Annotated in this window: 12 protein-coding genes; 10 read left to right on the top strand and 2 right to left on the bottom strand. The window is 50.3% G+C overall.

Features of this window, described 5'->3' with window-relative positions:
• Positions 1 to 261: 261 nt before the first annotated feature.
• The 4 genes from J3P35_RS20860 (at position 262) to J3P35_RS20845 (ending at position 5,271) form a co-directional block, all read left to right on the top strand.
• On the top strand, positions 262 to 516 hold the full coding sequence (locus J3P35_RS20860; RefSeq protein WP_210466650.1) for a hypothetical protein: 255 nt from the start codon (positions 262 to 264) through the stop codon (positions 514 to 516).
• A 132-nt stretch (positions 517 to 648) separates the two neighbouring features.
• Positions 649 to 1,257, top strand: a complete 609-nt coding sequence (locus J3P35_RS20855; RefSeq protein ID WP_210466649.1) for a hypothetical protein — start codon at positions 649 to 651, stop codon at positions 1,255 to 1,257.
• Positions 1,258 to 1,314: 57 nt separating this feature from the next.
• Positions 1,315 to 2,130: an alpha/beta fold hydrolase gene (locus J3P35_RS20850; RefSeq protein ID WP_210466648.1), complete on the top strand. Its 816-nt coding sequence runs from the start codon at positions 1,315 to 1,317 to the stop codon at positions 2,128 to 2,130.
• Positions 2,131 to 2,337: 207 nt separating this feature from the next.
• A complete protein-coding gene (locus J3P35_RS20845) occupies positions 2,338 to 5,271 on the top strand; it encodes a VPS10 domain-containing protein (protein WP_210466647.1) in 2,934 nt (977 codons plus the stop codon).
• A 121-nt stretch (positions 5,272 to 5,392) separates the two neighbouring features.
• Here the strand turns inward: J3P35_RS20845 and J3P35_RS20840 are convergent, their stop codons facing one another.
• The gene (locus tag J3P35_RS20840; protein ID WP_210466646.1) at positions 5,393 to 5,833 is read right to left on the bottom strand and encodes a response regulator; all 441 of its coding nucleotides are present in this window, start codon (positions 5,831 to 5,833) and stop codon (positions 5,393 to 5,395) included.
• 308 nt (positions 5,834 to 6,141) lie between these two features.
• On the opposite strand from J3P35_RS20840, the gene J3P35_RS20835 reads away from it, so the two are divergent.
• Both J3P35_RS20835 and J3P35_RS20830 read left to right on the top strand, forming a co-directional pair.
• Positions 6,142 to 7,200 (top strand): hypothetical protein, encoded by a 1,059-nt coding sequence (locus J3P35_RS20835; RefSeq protein ID WP_246850394.1) that lies wholly within the window; start codon positions 6,142 to 6,144, stop codon positions 7,198 to 7,200.
• 188 nt (positions 7,201 to 7,388) lie between these two features.
• Positions 7,389 to 7,736, top strand: coding sequence for a DUF6970 domain-containing protein (locus tag J3P35_RS20830; protein WP_210466645.1), 348 nt, complete (start codon positions 7,389 to 7,391; stop codon positions 7,734 to 7,736).
• A gap of 81 nt (positions 7,737 to 7,817) precedes the next feature.
• Here J3P35_RS20830 and J3P35_RS20825 read toward each other — a convergent pair whose 3' ends face one another.
• Positions 7,818 to 8,807: an aspartate-semialdehyde dehydrogenase gene (locus J3P35_RS20825; protein WP_210466644.1), complete on the bottom strand. Its 990-nt coding sequence runs from the start codon at positions 8,805 to 8,807 to the stop codon at positions 7,818 to 7,820.
• 175 nt (positions 8,808 to 8,982) lie between these two features.
• Between J3P35_RS20825 and J3P35_RS20820 the strand changes: the two genes are divergently transcribed.
• The 4 genes from J3P35_RS20820 (at position 8,983) to J3P35_RS20805 (ending at position 17,469) form a co-directional block, all read left to right on the top strand.
• Complete coding sequence (locus J3P35_RS20820; RefSeq protein WP_210466643.1) at positions 8,983 to 11,556, top strand: lamin tail domain-containing protein; 2,574 nt, start codon at positions 8,983 to 8,985, stop codon at positions 11,554 to 11,556.
• A gap of 120 nt (positions 11,557 to 11,676) precedes the next feature.
• A complete protein-coding gene (locus J3P35_RS20815) occupies positions 11,677 to 12,432 on the top strand; it encodes a sulfite exporter TauE/SafE family protein (protein WP_246850392.1) in 756 nt (251 codons plus the stop codon).
• 162 nt (positions 12,433 to 12,594) lie between these two features.
• On the top strand, positions 12,595 to 13,707 hold the full coding sequence (locus J3P35_RS20810; RefSeq protein WP_210466642.1) for a DUF6588 family protein: 1,113 nt from the start codon (positions 12,595 to 12,597) through the stop codon (positions 13,705 to 13,707).
• A gap of 732 nt (positions 13,708 to 14,439) precedes the next feature.
• Entirely contained in the window at positions 14,440 to 17,469 is a 3,030-nt protein-coding gene (locus J3P35_RS20805) for a SusC/RagA family TonB-linked outer membrane protein (protein ID WP_210466641.1), read from the top strand.
• Positions 17,470 to 17,479 lie beyond the last annotated feature (10 nt).

The raw sequence follows: 17,479 nt of genomic DNA, 5'->3' as shown, positions 1-17,479 counted from the left end.
ATTTAAGCACGCATACCGTCCCCCTTTGAAGGGGGTAGGGGGATGATTTCTCGTGTTAATCTCACCCATTCCCAATTTGGTAGGGGCAATCCCTTGTGGTTGCCCTTGCGCTTAGCAGAAGTTGGGCGGTTCTCCAAACGCCTTGTCATCCCGGGCCTTCAAAGGGGAACGATAAAGTAACAATGAATCTTGGGGTGCAGCCAATGAGCCAAAACCACTAAGAAGCAAATCCTTACCTTTAAGCCAAAGAACCTGTCTTCTATGTCTGAACTTACCTTGCCTTTAAAGGAGAAACTTAAAATCTGCCTGTTGTCCTTTTTGTTGACTTTGGCTATTTACCTGGTCATTGACCTGTACGTGCCTGCTAAAAAGCTGCTGGCCGGAGAAGAAATGGGCTTTTCTGAGTTGGTGGCCCACTTCCAGTTTTACAAGAAAGCGCCTTTCATTGTGGCCATTACGGTGCTTATGTCGATGAACAACATTAAGAAAAAGACCAAGGCCCTGGCTGCACATTGAAAGTTCTTGCAAAGCACTGAAGTAAATTCATTTCATTGAATGCCCCTTCAACTGATACGCCCCTTTGGAGAAAACCAAAGTGGGCTTTTTATTTCTATACATTTGCTATCTTCCCTGCAGAACTGCCTGTCTATGAAAAAGCTGATCATCTACTCTCTTTGTTTTTGCTTGTTTTCTTGCGGGTCTAAAGCAGTGCAAGACGCCCCAGTTGCGGTTCAAGAGAACACCGCAGAAGCCTCGGTTTCTGAGGGAAGTGCACCGGTGGTAACTACTTCTGCTGTTGGAGACAATAATAGCTTACCGGAGCCGGAAAGTAAATTTATAGAAGGAGATAACGGTGACTATGAAGAGTATGCCATTTACTACGTCACCATTGCAGATACCGGAAAGTCTTATTACCCCTTGCGAGAGAAGATGATGGCCCTGTCCCAAGCCTTGCCACTAGCTATTGACACTATGGGTCGGTATTATGACGCCAAGAAAAAGATGATTGTTCTGCCCGAGGATGACGAAGATGAGGTGTTTGCCGGGGATTACTTTCCAAGACGAGGTCCGGACGTACACCTAAGCCTGGAGTACCTGGATTTGTACCAGAAGAAGGCTGGAAAGAAAACCATTGCTTTGGTTTCCGGAATCTATGAGAAGAAAACCAGTGCAGATTCTGCCCTGCGGGTAATGAAAAGCGCTGCGGGTGGAGCCTTCGTGGTAAAAACAGAGATGTATATGGGTTGTATTCATTAATAAGGATGCTTCTTTTGCTCTCCTTTCCGTAAAACAGGCCAAAATCACGCTTGCACCATGACCAATACCCCACTTACCTATACTGAGGCCGGCACCGGCCCCGCCCTTGTTTTCCTGCACGGCTTCTGCGAAAGCAAAGACGTTTGGACCGATTTCACCAAACCGCTCGTGCACCAGTTCCGAGTGATTGCCCTGGATTTGCCCGGCCACGGCGAAAGCCCGGGCACACAGGATTTCTCCATGGAGAACCAGGCCCGGCAGGTGCAGGAAACCTTGCAGGCACTGCAGGTAGAGAAATGTCTCTTAATCGGGCACTCCATGGGCGGTTACGTAAGCCTGGCCATCGCGGAGTTATTTCCTGAGTTGCTCTACGGATTATGTCTGTTCCATTCCAGCGCCTTGCCAGATTCTGAGGAGAAAAAAGAGAACCGGAACAAAACCGCCGATTTCGTGCAGAAACACGGCCTTGACAAGTTCATGGATTCTTTTGTGGCCCCACTGTTTGCGGAGAGCAATCGGGTTTCCTGCCAACCTTCCATTGAGAAGATGCAGGCCATCGGGAAAGCCACGCCGCTGGAAACGGTGCTGGGCTGCCTGCAAGCCATGCGCGACCGCCCCGATAGAACTGAGGTCCTGAAGACCACCGCCGCGCCCGTGTTTTTCATGGCGGGCAAGGAAGACCCGGCGGTTCCGCTGGAAGCCACTCTGCAGCAATGCCACCTGCCTGAGAACAGCATGACCTACTTTCTTGGGCATGTGGGCCATATGGGCATGTTTGAGAATACCGCCCTCACGCGCCAAGCCCTGCTTAAGTTTGCCGAGACCCTGTACCCCGCCGATGCCCAGAAATACCGGGCGGCCAATTCGTTCTAAGACCTTAATCAAAGTGCTTCCCTGGGCGCCGTTTAGGGGCTGTTTTCTGAAAAACAGCTGCTAAACGGCGTTTCTTTTTTGAGGCCAGGAGAAATCAGGGCAGGGGAGAGACAAATACCGGCGGCGGTTTCGTTAACTGCAGTTTTTCCTCTATTTTCAGATTTTAAAACTACACCTAACGCGAACAAATCTACTTTTTTGCCCTTTATGCTACGCAAACCCATTTACCCACTTCTGCTGATGGGGCTTCTGAGCCTTCCGGCGATGGCCCAGAAGAAAGAAAAGCAACCCGCCGCCACTTCGGCCAAATCCCGGATGGAAGGCTACAATCAACGGCTCCAGTTGCAGAAGAACTCCCTGATAAGTAACCTGCCGTTCCGCAACGTAGGTCCAACTGTGATGAGTGGGCGCGTGGTAGACGTAGACGTGAATCCGGCAGACCCTACCAACTTTTACGTGGCCTACGCCTCCGGCGGATTGTGGCACACCACCAACAACGGCATCTCGTTTGAGCCGCTCTTCAGCAATGAGACTGTCATCACCATCGGGGACATCAGCGTTGACTGGAAAACCAACACCATTTACCTGGGTACCGGTGAGGCTAACTCCAGCCGCTCTTCTTACTCGGGTGTGGGTATCTACAAAAGCACCGATGGCGGTAAAACCTGGCAGTACAAAGGCTTGCCCGAGTCGCACCACATTGGGCGTATCATTCAGCACCCTACAGACCCCAACACGGCCTGGGTAGCGGCATTGGGTCACCTGTACTCTCCTAACCCCGAGCGCGGCGTCTACAAAACCACCGATGGCGGTAACACCTGGAAGCACGTCTTGAAAGGAGGCGATGACAACACCGGAGCCGTGGATTTAGTTATTGACCCGTCTAATCCCAATGTATTGTACACCAGCATGTGGCACCGTGAGCGCCGCGCCTGGAACTTTGTGGAAAGCGGCAGCACCTCGGGCGTGTTCAAAAGCACCGATGGTGGTAATACCTGGCAGCGGGTCACAGGCGGCAACAGCGGCTTCCCGGCTACGGAAGGTATCGGGCGGATTGGCCTGAGCATTTTCCCGCAGAACCCAAACATCATTTACGCCAGCGTAGACAACCAGGACCTGCGCAAAGACGTGAAGCCCGCAGTGGCCACGGGCAACAAGCTGCGCAAAGAACAATTCAAGGATTTTACCAAGGAGGATTTCCTGAAGATGGACGATGCGGCTATCAACACGTTTTTGGAGGAAAACAACTTCCCGCGTCAGTACACGGCCAAAACCGTGAAGGAGATGGTGAGTTCGGATAAAATCAGACCAGTGGCGCTGTCAGATTTCCTGGTAGATGCTAACTCCATGATGATTGAAACGCCTGTGACGGGTGCGCAGGTCTACCGCTCAGACGATGCCGGTAAGACCTGGAAGAAAACCCACGAAGGCTACATCGATGACCTGTACTACACTTACGGCTACTATTTCGGGGTAATTCGGGTGTCGCCGTTGAACGCGAACCACGTGTACATTCTGGGCGTGCCGTTGCTCAAATCTGAGGATGCGGGTAAAACTTGGAAAGAGATCGGCGGCGACAACGTGCACTCAGACCACCAGGATTTGTGGGTGAGCCCAACGCGTCCCGGTCACCTGGTGAACGGCAATGACGGCGGCATCAACATTACCTATGACGATGGTAAAACCTGGTTCAAAGCGAACTCACCGGCCGTTGGGCAGTTCTACTCCGTGACTGTTGACATGGCGCAGCCTTACAACGTGTACGGCGGCTTGCAGGACAATGGCGTGTGGGGCGGTCCCAGCACTTACCAGGCCAGCGCTGCCTGGACCGACAACGGCCGCTACCCGTACCAGCGCTTAGGCGGCGGCGACGGCATGATGGTGCAGGTAGATTACCGCGACAACAACACCGTGTACACCGGCTCGCAGTACGGCGCTTATTACCGCCTGAACAAAGCCACTGGCCAGCGTTTGTCCATTCAACCCAAGCATCAATTAGGAGAGCGTCCGCTGCGCTTTAACTGGGAAAGCCCCATTCTGCTGTCACGCCACAACCAGGATGTGCTGTACTTTGGGTCCAATAAATTCCACCGCTCTCTGAACAAAGGCGAGAACATGGAAGCCCTCTCTGGTGATTTGACCAAAGGCGGCCGAAAAGGTGATGTGGGCTACGGCACCTTGACGACCATTGAGGAATCGCCTAAGCGCTTTGGTTTGCTGTACACGGGCTCAGACGATGGCCTCATCCACGTGAGCCGCGACGGGGGCTACACCTGGACTAAAATATCTGATAAACTTCCGCAGGACATGTGGATCAGCGGACTGGCGGCCTCGGCGGAAAACGAGGGAACTGTTTATGCTACTTTGAACGGATATCGTTGGGATGACTTCAATCCTTATTTGTTTGTGTCCAATGATTACGGAAAGACCTGGAAGCAAATTGGCAAGGATTTGCCAAAAGAGCCGCTAAACGTGGTGAAGGAAGACCCGCGCAATCCAAATCTGTTGTACGTGGGCTCAGACAACGGCTTGTACGTGTCTCTGGACAAAGGCCAGACCTTCCAGGCGATGGGCGGCGATGTGCTGCCGGCGGTGGCGGTGCATGACTTAGCTATCCACCCGCGGGAGAATGACCTGGTGGTGGGCACGCATGGCCGCTCTATCTACATCGGTAACGTGTGGCATCTGCAGCAACTCACGCCGGCCGTGCAGCAGAAAGGCGTGCATGCGTTCCAGATTGTTGCACCGCAGTACTCAGAGCGTTGGGGACAGAAGTTCGGGGCCTGGGACCAGCCTATGACCCCATCATTAACCATCCCTTACTTCGTGAATGTCGCTGGTACAACTACCGTGCGCGTGAAGACTGACAAAGGACAGGTGCTGAAGGAACTGAAAGACCAGAGCGAACGCGGCCTGAACTACGTGGCTTATGACTTGACCCTTGATCCCTTGAACACCGGGGCGTACGAGCAGGCTTTGAACGAGGGCCGCAAAGGCGGTGATCCGGTGAAAGTGACCAAGTCTGCCAATGAGCAGCTGTACCTGCGCCCGGGTAAGTACGTGGTGGAGATTGAAGCCAATGGAAACAAGACCTCACAGGAATTTACTTTGAAAGCGCCTGAGCGCCGGGGAAGAGAATAAGTCCGGACCTGTCTTAAAAAAGAACTTCCGTTCTTGGCCTGTTTTATAGAAAGCAGGGCAGAAACGGAAGTTCTTCTTTTTAGATGAATTAGGTAAGCGGTTTCAGCCGCTATGCTGGTGGTTAGCTACTGGCAAAAGTGTCAGTGCTGGAGCCATTGGGCCCGAAATGCTCTTTGATCAGGTGGAGGGCATCGGCTTGGGTGAGGGGCTTGGAAAGGTGGCCGTCCACATCGGGGAACTCCTTGAGTCGGTGCAGGTCATAGAAGCTGGCCGAGGAAGACAAGGCAAACAGCTTTTTCGCTTTCCGTTCCGGGGCCAGGTGCTGGTACCGTTCCAGGAAGTCAAACCCGTCCATCACCGACATTTTTATATCCACCAGGATCAGGTCCAGGGGGACTTCTGCCTCCAGGTGCTCGGGGCTGCTCAGGTAATTCAGAGCCGCCTGGCCATCGGTAACCACATCAATCTGCTGCGCGATCTCGGCTTTATTGAGAACGCGTTTGTTCATATAGTTGGTGATATCGTCGTCGTCAATTAACAAGACCCGGTTGATTCTTTCCATGGGTGGAGCGTTTTATTTCCGGTAAAGGTACAGTATACGCAAAATAAGGAGTCAGGTAAAAGAATATAAATCCTGAGCCGACAGGTTCCTGCCCTACATGCCTAACCCAGAGACAACCTTTTGGCAGAGAAGCAGTTTTCAAGAATAGAAAAGATGTTTGGCGATTGCTTGTAAGGCATTAGAATTCAATTTTTTACGAGCAAAACTGAAGTCTTTGCGCTTTTTTCTGAGGAGAAGCAGTTGAAAAAGGCTATCTTCAACACCATAAAGGCGGAAACCGCAAATTTGATTTATCCACTTAGTCTCACATGAATTTCAATCTGATAAAGAGAGGCAACGGCCTGCAACTGCTGTGTGCCTTTGGTATAGGTTTGCTTACCGCTTGTAATGGGGGAGGGCAGAAAGAAGCGAACGGAGCCCAGGCCGCTCCCCATCAAGACGCAGTTGCTGCCCCAGATTCTACCAAAAAAGTGAAAGCCACGGCTACGGCCCTGAAAGACTCAACCGCAGCCGGTGATTCTTCGGCGGCTCCGGCAGCAGCCCCTGCCTTTGTAGTGAAAGACGAGGCCGCGGATAACCCCGGTGCCATTCTGCCCCACAAACGGATTGTGGCTTATTACGGAAATCCGCTCTCAAAACGGATGGGAATCTTGGGCGAAATTCCTCGGGACCAAATGCTGGCTAGACTTGACGGCGAAGTAAAAGCTTGGCAAGCGGCAGACCCCAGTATTCCGGTACAGCCGGCGCTTCACCTGGTGTTTGTGACCGCCCAGGGTGCTCCCGGAAAAAGCGGTACCTACCGTATGCGCATGAGCGATCACCTGGCCGATACCGTGATTGCCTGGGCTGCCAGAAGAAACGCCATTGTGTTCCTTGACATTCAGATTGGACGCAGCACCGTGGAAGCTGAATTGCCGCGCCTGGAACAATGGCTGAAATTGCCTCAGGTGCATTTAGGCATTGACCCAGAGTTCGCGATGAAGAACGGCGCCATCCCGGGCCGTAAAATAGGTACCCTAGATGCAAGTGAAATCAACTATGCTACCCAGTTCCTAAACGATATTGCCGTGAAGTATAACTTGCCGCCAAAGATTCTGGTGGTGCACCGCTTCACCCAGCGCATGGTGACCAATTACAAGAACATCAAGTTGCGGCCCAACGTGCAGTTTGTCATGCACATGGACGGCTGGGGAGACCGCGTCCTGAAGAAGAGTACCTACCTGGCTTACATCAAGAAAGAGCCGGTGCAGTATACCGGGTTCAAGATTTTCTACTACAACGATACCAAGAAAAAGGGCTCCAAGCTGTACACGCCTAAAGAGGTGCTGGCCCTCACGCCAAAGCCTATGTACATCCAGTACCAGTAGAACGCAGCATCAGTTGAAATAATAGAACCTGTGTTCTGGGCCAGTTTTATAAAAATCAGGCGCAGAACACAGGTTCTCTGCTTTTGGAAAGTCAAGGGCCCGGACCATTCCGGCCGATTTCAAAAGAAAATGAGCGGTGATGCAACCTCCAGTTTGTTTTAGGTATCTTCTGTTTAAAGCCCCCTTCTATGAAAACTCTGTACGCTATGTGTTTGCTATGCATTCTTGCGCTTACCTCCTGCGAGGATGAGCAGGTTTACCAGACCTGCGTGGTCGCTAATCCCACCCAGGAGATTGAATGGCTGAGGGTGAAGGTGCAGGAACTGCAGGCATCTGAGTACTGCCAGGTGGTGCAGACCGGCACGTGGAAAAACCGGACCGTTTTTGTGTTGGGAAGTTGCGAGCCCAATGTCAATTCCATCAGCTCTGTGTATGATTGTGACGGCAACCTGCTATGCTACGGCGGAGATGAAACCTGCCCTGATTTCTCCAAAGAAGTGAAAGACATAAAACCAATCTGGACGAACGGGAAGTAGGTTAAGCCACCTCCAGACAATCTTATAAAAGAAAAGGCCACCTCTGCAGGTGGCCTTTTCTTTTATAATCAAATGCTACGATTATACCAGCTTGTTTTCTACCAGGTACTCGGCGATTTGTACCGCATTGGTAGCGGCACCTTTGCGCAGGTTGTCGGCCACGATCCACATGTTGATGGTTTTATCCTGGGTCTCATCGCGGCGGATGCGGCCTACCAGTACCTCGTCTTTGCCGTGGGCATCCATCGGCATGGGGTACTTAAGGTTAGCTACGTCATCCACCACCACTACGCCCGGTGTTTCGTTCAAAATTTGATATACCTCGTCCAAGGTGAAATCGTTCTCAAACTCCACGTTCACCGACTCTGAGTGACCGCCCATCACGGGGATACGCACGGTAGTAGCCGTTACCCTGATGGAGTCATCGCCCATGATTTTCTTGGTCTCGTTCACCATTTTCATTTCTTCTTTGGTGTAACCGTTGGCTTCAAACACGTCAATGTGCGGAATCACGTTCAGGTCAATAGGGTAGGCGTAGGCTTTCTCGCCTTCTTTGCCGGCACGCTCGTTCATGAGCTGGTCTACCGCTTTCTTGCCGGTTCCGGTCACAGACTGGTAGGTGCTTACCACAATGCGTTTGGCCTTGAGGTTTTTGTGCAGGTTATTCAACGCCACCACCATCTGGATGGTAGAGCAGTTAGGATTGGCGATAATCTTATCCTCGGGGGTAAGCTCTTTGGCGTTGATCTCAGGCACCACCAGTTTCTTGGTGGGGTCCATGCGCCAGGCCGAGGAGTTGTCAACCACCGTTGTGCCGGCCGCGGCAAACTTAGGGGCCATCTCCTTGCTCACGCTTCCGCCCGCCGAGAAAATGGCGATCTCTGGTTTCAGCGCAATGGCTTCCTCCATCCCGATCACGGTGTATTCCTTGCCTTTAAAATTCATCTTCTGGCCCACTGATTTTTCAGAGGCTACCAACAACAATTCGTCAACCGGGAAGTTACGCTCCGCCAGGACCTTCAGCATTTCGCCACCCACTAGGCCGGTGGCGCCTACTACAGCTACTTTCATGTAAAGGTTTGTAAAAAATATTTGAACAATCACCGGAGAAGAACGGGTGGGGTAGCTTTCTCCGGAAACAATGGTCTGGGTGTTTTAAGCTTGTTTTCTGAGAATCAGGCAGAAAGCGCACAGGCCAATTGCAAAGTAAGCCAACTTTTCACGGATTATAAAGTACAGGCTTATTATGAGGCAATTCTTTCTTGCTTTTCTTTTATACTGGGCCTTTTTAACTGCCCCGCACGCGCAAATTCAGGAATCTTTTTCAGACGGAGACCACACCCAGAACCCAGTTTGGCAGGGAGATGCAGGTTTTTTCCGGGTGAACTCCGCTGGGCAACTGCAAAGCCAGGGCCCGGCGGTAACAGGTACCGCCCTGCATGTGGCTACCGGTAACGGTCTGGCCGTGGCCACGCAGTGGGAGTTCTACGTGCAACTGGGTTTCGCTACCTCCTCGGGTAACCTGGCGGAAGTGTACCTGGTCTCTGATGCACCTGATCTCAAAGGTAATCTGCAGGGGTACTTTGTGCGCCTGGGAGACACCGAGGATGAGGTGAGCCTATACCGTAAAGACGGCAGCACCGTCACCAAAATCATCAACGGACCCGATAAAGCCATAGCGGCCACAGATAATAAACTCTGGGTAAAGGTCACCCGCACCGCCACCCACGACTGGACCCTGGAACTGGACAAAACCGGCACCCGGCAAAGCTACGAGGTGCAGGGCGCCGTGCAGGATGCGCGCTATACCACCTCGGCTTACGCTGGGGTGCTTTTCAAGTATTCACAGGCCAATGCCCAACGCTTCTATTTCGATGACTTCACGGTCAAAGACCTGGGCGGAACCAGCCTAGTGAGCACGGTGGCTACCGGACGCAAGACAGTTGAGCTGACTTTTTCCGGGCCAATTTTGGGAAATGATGCCGAAAACGTGGCGAACTACCGGCTCAACGGAAAGGAGGTGCCCACAAAAGCAGATTGGCAAGCTGCCACGCCCCAGCTAGTGGAACTGCAGTTCAACCAGGATTTTGAGACCGGCAGCAATCAGATTGAGGTACTGCAAATCACGAGCTCTAATGGCACCCTCACGCAGCACCTCGCCGGAACATTCTCCTATTCTCCTGTGGCCCAGCCAGGCGAGGTCCGCGTCACCGAAATTTACGCCGACCTGAACCCCTTGCAGGATCTACCGGATGCCGAGTTTATTGAGCTCTACAACCGCAGTGACAAAACCTTCAACCTTAAAAGTTGGCAAATGTCAGACGCCACCGCCACGGCAGGCACCTTCCCCGATTATCTCCTGAAGCCGGGCGCTTACCTGATTGTATGTGCCGCGGCCGATACAGCACTTTACCGGCCGTACGGTTCTGTAGTGGGGCTTACCACTTTTCCGTCGCTCAATGACAGCGGTGATGACGTGGAGCTTTTCAACGCCAGCGGCCAATTAATTGATTTGGTGCGCTACAATGCCACTTGGTACGTAGACGCAGATAAGAAAAACGGTGGCTGGAGTCTGGAGCTGAAGGATGTGAACACCCGCTGCACTGGGGCTTCGCAGTGGATAGCCTCTAAGGATGGGAGAGGTGGCACCCCCGGTCAGCTGAACTCGGTAAAGGAAGTAGACCAGACGCCTCCGGCTTTGAAGCAAATAGTAACCCATAGCCCGGACAAGATTCTGCTTACCTTCGATGAACCGCTGGATAGCGCGGAAGCTGCCCAAGTAAATCATTACTCCGTCTCCTCCGGTGTTGCTGTGCAGCGAGCCCGGGTTTTGTCACCGGAATTTACTCAGGTGGAATTGATGCTTTCCACCCCGTTGCAGGAAAACATGCGCTATACCGTCACGGTGCAGGGGTTAACCGATTGCGCCGGGAACAGAGCGGATTCTCAGGCGCAAACCGTGCTTCTTCCAGCCGCGCCAAAGAAAGGCGATGTAGTCATCAATGAGATCCTGTTCAACCCTAGGTCCGGCGGTGTTGACTTTGTGGAGATCGTGAACCGGTCTACCAAGTACCTGGACCTACAGAACTGGAAATTGGCCAACAGGTCTTCTGATGGAGAGGTGGCGAGCGCCCGCGTGATCACTCCGGTGAATTTCCTGTTAGCACCCGGCGAGTACCTGGTTCTGACCTCTGATTCTGCCATTCTGCAAAGGGAGTACCCATCTGGGCACGCGGACCGATTTATGGCGATGGCCACCCTGCCCTCGTACCCAGATGAGGCGGGCACCGTGATCTTGCTCTTACCAGATGAGACCATCATGGACGAGGTAGTGTATCAAAAGGAGCAGCATTTCAAGCTTATCCATGACACCGAGGGAATTTCCCTTGAGCGCATCTCTCTGGCCGGGCCCTCCACGGCGGAGAATTTTTACTCGGCGGCAACTCAGGTGAAAGCCACGCCGGGTTATGAGAATTCTCAGTTTCGGGAAAACGGTGCTCAAAACGGAAAGCTGACCCTGCAGCCCAAAACCATCACGCCGGACGGAGACGGGATAGACGATGCCCTGTTGCTGCAGTTCAAGTTGCCGCAGGCCGGGTTTGTGGCTTCAGTGACCATCTTCGATGCCCACGGGCGCTACATTCGGAAACTCTCGGCCAATACTTTGCTGGGTGCTGAGAGCGTGCTGCAGTGGGACGGCCTCACCGATGCTGGTTCCAAAGCGGCCATCGGGTATTATGTGGTGCTGGTGGAGTTGTTCAACCTGCAGGGGAAGAAAGAGGTTTTGAAAGAGACGGCCGTGGTAGGTGGGCGTTTTTAGCTTGTTTTCTTATAAATGAGCCAAAATCGGCTTGGGCCACAAGTCTAACTTTGATTAAGCCGCACATTTTCAGAATATTTGCGGCTTCATTTGCCGCGTAGCGGGCTTAATTCTTCAACGTTGGATATTGTTTACCTGTGCCTGTTCGCTTTTCTGGCAGGCTTGATTGATTCTGTAGTGGGTGGTGGAGGGCTTATCCAGTTGCCGGCGCTGTTTGTGTTTCTGCCCCACGTGCCTATCCCCACGGTATTTGGCACTGGCAAGTTGTCCAGTATTGCGGGTACATCGGTTTCTATGTGGCGTTATGCCAAGAACGTGGAGATCAACTGGCACGCCCTGCTGCCCGCCGCCATTACCGCCTTTGTGTTCTCGTTCCTGGGTGCCCGTGCCCTCAGCCACTTCAACGCCGATCTGCTGCGTCCCTTGATTTTGGTGCTCCTTATCTCGGTGGCCATCTACACATTCTTTAAAAAGGACTTCGGCGCGATCCATGCACCCCGGTTGGCTCCTTCTAAAGAGATCTGGTACGGCATAGGGGTAGGGCTGGTGATAGGGTTCTATGATGGGTTCTTCGGGCCTGGGACAGGCTCTTTTCTCATGTTCATCTTCGTAGGCGTTTTTGGCTTCAACTTCCTCACGTCCTCGGCTTCGGCCAAAGTGGTGAACGTGGCTACCAACCTTTCAGCGCTGTTGTATTTTGGGTACAAAGGCTACATCCTGTATCATATAGGCATCCCTATGGCCGTTAGTAGTGTGATCGGCTCGGTGGTGGGTACGCGTATTGCGCTGGTCAAGGGCTCTGGCTTTGTGCGGAAGCTTTTCCTGGTGGTGGTGTCTGGCATCATCCTTAAGTTCGCTTTTGACACTTTCAAGTAAAAGCGTTTTAGGACAGCTTTCTGAAAACCTGTTTAAAAACGTTTACTTAAAACTAAGTATTATAAGATTGTCCTATTTGAAAGTTGCTGTTTATTAATGAAGTTCGCAAACAGAAAAGGATAGTACCAACAGCAACAGACACCAACAAAAAAATAGAGTGAAATGAGAAATAATCTACTGAAGATCTCTTTTTGGGCCATGCCCGTACTGGGCTTGTTTCTGGCCGCTAGTCCGGCCCAGGCCCAGGATGAAGTAGGTGAGTTTATTAGAGCGGGCAAAGAAGACGCAAACAAACTGGTGCGGGCTTACGCCGAACCTGCCTCCAAAGCATTTGGCCACGGCCTGAACGGTGGTTGGTTCAATTCGGGCAAAGCCATGAAGTTGGGCCGCTTTGATGTGCGTGTGTTCGCCACTGCCGCCTTCTCCCCAGAAGAAGACAGGACATTTGACTTGTCTAAACTGGGCCTGACCATGGTGCGGGATGCCAACGGAAACAAATTTGATCCCAGCAAACCAGTGATCACCCCCACCATCTTCGGGGAGGATGAAGAAGGCCCTGAGATTTCGCTGTATGCCAAATCAAATGGCATAGACCAAAGGATTGGCTCTATCAACGCGCCGCAGGGATCTGGCTATAAATTCTTACCCGTACCCATGGCGCAGGTAAGCTTGGGCCTGATCCAAGACACGGAAATAGCCGTGAGATACTCGCCTAAAGTAAAGTATGATGACTTTGAAGGGCAACTTCTTGGGTTTGGGGTGAAGCATGGTATTAAGCAGTACATACCGGTTATCAACATGATTCCTGGGTTTGACATCACCGTTTTCGGGGGATATACCAATTTAAAGAGCTCTTACTCGGGGATAGATGTGCCTCTGTCGGAAGAAGACCGGCCTTATGCTACCGCCCAGCAGCGCGAAGCTGGTTACTATGCCGGCCAAGCCCTTACCCTGAACACCAAAGCCTGGACCGCCAGTTTGGTTGCCTCTAAAACTTTCAGCGTGCTTACCGGGTACGCCGGAGTTCGTTACAGCAACGTAGAGACCGATCTGAACGTGGAAGGCAAATATCCTGTATTAGCCTACCGCACTACTGTACCATTTAACAAGTACGTAGAAGACATCACTGATCCTGTGCTGCTGAACATGAAAGACAGCCAGTGGGGGCTTACCGGCGGACTTCGCCTGAAATTGTTGGTTTTCTCACTTTACGGAGAATATACCCTGGCCAAATACCCCACTGCTACCGCCGGTATAGGGATTGGTTTTAATTAATCTTAAGATAGATTGCCCACTAAAAGGCCTCCGTCAATACTTTGACGGAGGCCTTTTAGCTATTAAGACGTCTTTGCAAGCGGTTGCTCTCCGCCTGTGCCCTGGTTTGATGTAAACGGGAGAAGGTGTAGCTCTAAGTTTTGTTTTAAGCCTGTTTTGCGCAAAGAGGGACAAAATCAATTCTGTAGACCGGTGCGGTGTATGACAGTGTCAAATTCAAAGGGCGTCTGTTTCAAGTGCCTAAGGGTGAGAGGTGAGGTCTTGCCAATGAGGGTGAATTCCTTCTTTATTAATAATAGTTAAATAAAATACAATTTCATTTTATATGATTAATTATTTATAAAATATAAATTAATAAAGCAAGTAACTGTTTTGATTATACTGATAAATCAATTTCAATCCTCTTAATTATTTGATATCCAATGCTTAATAATAAGTATTTGGTTGATGGTGTCTGTTGAAAACCCCCTTTATTTCAAAGTTAAAAGGGTTTTATTGAAGAGGTAGAAAGGAAGGTGCGTGTTTTACTAGAGATTTAGAGAAGGGTAGATGTGTTTTGCCTGAGAATCTGGGGTTTGTTGAACTACATGACTTTTAGAAGCTGTCGTTAAACGTTTCTTTAGTGTATAGGTTTCAAATTTTAGGGAAAAGTTATGTTAAGAGTTTGTTAATATACCTTTTAGGTCTAAATTTGATTTCTAACAATAATTTTTACAAACAAACCAAAAACACATGAAGAAAGCTTTACTACTCAGTTTTGCTTTGATCTTAGCCCTGGTGACTCAGGTGTGGGCTCAAACCAGAACTGTGACGGGACGAGTGACTGACGCACAAACAGGAGAGGGAATGCCTGGTGTGACAGTTCAACTCAAGGGAAGTACAACCGCCGCGCCAACGGACATCAATGGAGCTTACTCCATTGCAGTGCCTAATGCAGGTGGTACCTTAGTTTTTACCTTTATTGGTTACGCTAACCAAGAAATTGCCATTGGGAGCCAATCAACCGTGAATGCACGGTTAGCAACTGATGAGCGTCAGATCTCAGAGATTGTGGTAACCGGTTACGGTGTACAGGAAAAAAGAGAAGTAACCGGTGCTATTGCCAGAGTTAGCGGTGCCTCTATTCAAAACCAGCCAATTGCTTCTTTGGATAAAGCCTTGCAAGGTAGAGCCGCTGGGGTAGTGGTTCAGTCAAACAGCGGTATCCCAGGTGGTGCTATCAACGTGCAGATCCGGGGGGTAGGTTCTGTGAACGCTAGTACTCAGCCTTTATACATTGTAGACGGTGTGCAGATCAACACTTCTACTGCGCGCGTAGCCTATACCTCTTCAAACCCTTTGTCTGCTATCAATACCAATGACATTGAGTCAATTGAGGTGATTAAAGATGCTGCAACTGCTGCGGTATACGGTTCTCAGGCTGCCAACGGGGTAGTAATCATCACTACTAAAAAAGGTAAGGCTGGCAAGACGCAGTTCACTGCTAACTACTATACCGGTACTTCTAAGGAACTGAGCAGATTTGATGTGTTGAACACACAACAATATTATGCTCTAAGAACAGAAGCTTACAGAAATGCCAACGCTCCGGCCACTGCTAGAGCTTCTGTTATTTCAGAAATGGGTCTTCCTTCTACCATCACTGATGCTCAGATTGCCGCTTTGCCTACTTATAACTGGCAAGATGAGGCTTTCAGAAGAGGTGTGGTGAACAACTATGAATTGTCTGCCAGAGGTGGTAACGATAAAACCACGTTCTATCTGTCTGGTGCTTACAACGAGCAGGAAGCTGTTTTAACGTCTGCAGATTTCAAGAGAGGTTCTTTGCGCTTAAACTTAGACCACTCTGCCACTGACCAGCTAAGCTTCACTACCTCCTTTAACTTAAGTACAGTTAACCAGGTAGCTCCTTTCTCTACATCAGGTTCATCTTTGGGTAACCCGGCGTTCTCCAGCAGCTTAATTCTGCCACAGAACCCTGTTAGAAACGAAGATGGTACTTACTACGGTCTGCCAGGAAGCGGCCAGGTGTTTGGTGGTATCCTGAACCAGAACATCGTTTCTGTGAATGAGTATTCTACCGGTGATCAGCAGACCAACTCTTTCATTGGTTCATTTGCTGCTACTTACAAAATTCTGCCTGGTTTGTCTTTCAAGTCTAGCTATAGCTTGGATTACAGTAACATCAACGCTGATTTCTACTATGACCCAAGAACGCCAGACGGATTTGCCAACAGAGGTGATGCCTATAAAGCAAGTGACTGGAACACAAACTTTCAGACAGTTCAATTGCTGAACTTCGGCAGAACTTTCGCTGAATTGCACAAAGTAGACGCGCAAGTAGGTTTTGAATACAGAACAGACCAACGCAGATCTTTCTCTGCCAACGCCAGAGGTTTCGCTACGCCAGAATTCAGAACATTAGGTGCTGGTAGTACGCCGGTTTCTATTGGAGAAGGTTTCACCGGATACAAGAGAACTGGTTTGTTCGGTTCTGTTAACTATGTGTTCAACGGTAAATACTCTTTAAGAGGTATTGTTTCTTACAACGGTTCTTCACGTTTTGGTACTTCAACTCAGTTTGGTTTCTTCCCTGGAGTTGCCGCTGCCTGGAATATCTCAGAAGAAAGTTTCCTGAAAGAAGTGGACTGGTTAAGCTCATTGAAACTGAGAGCTAGCTGGGGTCAGAACGGACGTGATGGTATTGGTGACTTTACTTCTCGTTCTCTTTATGGTAACGCTGGTGTTTACCTTGGTTCTCCAGCTATTGCGCCAACTGGCCTGGCAAACACAGACCTTAAGTGGGAAGTGCGTACCATGTTAGACTTAGGTATTGACTTTGGTTTCCTTGGAAACAGAATCACTGGTACTTTGGGTGCATTCTTTGAGAAAAACGATGACTTGCTGTTCAACCAGCCGTTGCAGTCTAGCACAGGTTTCAGCACGGTGTTGAACAACGTGGGTGCTTTGGAGCAGAAAGGTATTGAAGTTGAGTTGAACACGATCAACCTTGATTTCGGTGGATTCCAGTGGAGAACCAACGTGAACTACACTTTCATCCACAACGAATTGACCCGCCTTTACAATGGATTACAGCGTCTGGCTGACAATACTCTGATTGTAGGAGAAGATATCGGGGTGATCTGGTCTTATGAGTATGCCGGTGTTAACCCTGCAACTGGTAGACCAATGTGGTACAACGGAAATGGAGACCCTACCTATACAGTAACTGCTGCAACTGACGCCAAAGTAATTGGTTCTACGCTGCCTAAGCACACAGGTGGTATTGACAACTCTTTCTCATACAAAGGTTTTGACTTCAACTTCTTGTTCCAGTACCAGTACGGCAGAATGCAGTTAGACCAACAGTATGCTTTCTTGCTGGAAAACGGAAACCGGGCTCTAAATACCCTGGCTGATGTGTATAACAGAAGATGGACAACTCCAGGCCAAATCACTGATGTTCCAAGACCTTACCATGGTGGTGCTGAGTTGCAAGGAAACAACCACGTTCTTGCCTCAACCCGCAACTACCTGAAAACTGATTACATCAGATTGAAAAACGTTCAGCTTGGTTACAACCTGCCATCTGCTGTTCTTTCAAGAACTAATGTACTTACCAGTGCCAGGCTTTATGTACAAGGAACAAACCTCTTTACCTATTCTGACTTCCCAGGATATGATCCAGAGTTCTACGGAACTGCTTTGGGTATCATCCCTCAGACGAAGAATTTGACATTCGGTGTTCAGTTAGGTTTTTAATTAGCTCTTA

Source organism: Rufibacter roseolus, assembly GCF_017916365.1.
Lineage (GTDB): Bacteria > Bacteroidota > Bacteroidia > Cytophagales > Hymenobacteraceae > Nibribacter > Nibribacter roseolus.
Note: the sequence above shows the minus strand (reverse complement) of the source record. Positions and strands in the feature narration are given on the sequence as shown.

Bases quoted from the DNA above. Each gene is read 5' to 3' on its own strand.
- J3P35_RS20860 (WP_210466650.1), top strand. From the start codon at position 262: ATGTCTGAACTTACCTTGCCTTTAAAGGAGAAACTTAAAATCTGCCTG.
- J3P35_RS20855 (WP_210466649.1), top strand. From the start codon at position 649: ATGAAAAAGCTGATCATCTACTCTCTTTGTTTTTGCTTGTTTTCTTGC.
- J3P35_RS20850 (WP_210466648.1), top strand. From the start codon at position 1,315: ATGACCAATACCCCACTTACCTATACTGAGGCCGGCACCGGCCCCGCC.
- J3P35_RS20845 (WP_210466647.1), top strand. From the start codon at position 2,338: ATGCTACGCAAACCCATTTACCCACTTCTGCTGATGGGGCTTCTGAGC.
- J3P35_RS20840 (WP_210466646.1), bottom strand. From the start codon at position 5,833: ATGGAAAGAATCAACCGGGTCTTGTTAATTGACGACGACGATATCACC.
- J3P35_RS20835 (WP_246850394.1), top strand. From the start codon at position 6,142: ATGAATTTCAATCTGATAAAGAGAGGCAACGGCCTGCAACTGCTGTGT.
- J3P35_RS20830 (WP_210466645.1), top strand. From the start codon at position 7,389: ATGAAAACTCTGTACGCTATGTGTTTGCTATGCATTCTTGCGCTTACC.
- J3P35_RS20825 (WP_210466644.1), bottom strand. From the start codon at position 8,807: ATGAAAGTAGCTGTAGTAGGCGCCACCGGCCTAGTGGGTGGCGAAATG.
- J3P35_RS20820 (WP_210466643.1), top strand. From the start codon at position 8,983: ATGAGGCAATTCTTTCTTGCTTTTCTTTTATACTGGGCCTTTTTAACT.
- J3P35_RS20810 (WP_210466642.1), top strand. From the start codon at position 12,595: ATGAGAAATAATCTACTGAAGATCTCTTTTTGGGCCATGCCCGTACTG.
- J3P35_RS20805 (WP_210466641.1), top strand. From the start codon at position 14,440: ATGAAGAAAGCTTTACTACTCAGTTTTGCTTTGATCTTAGCCCTGGTG.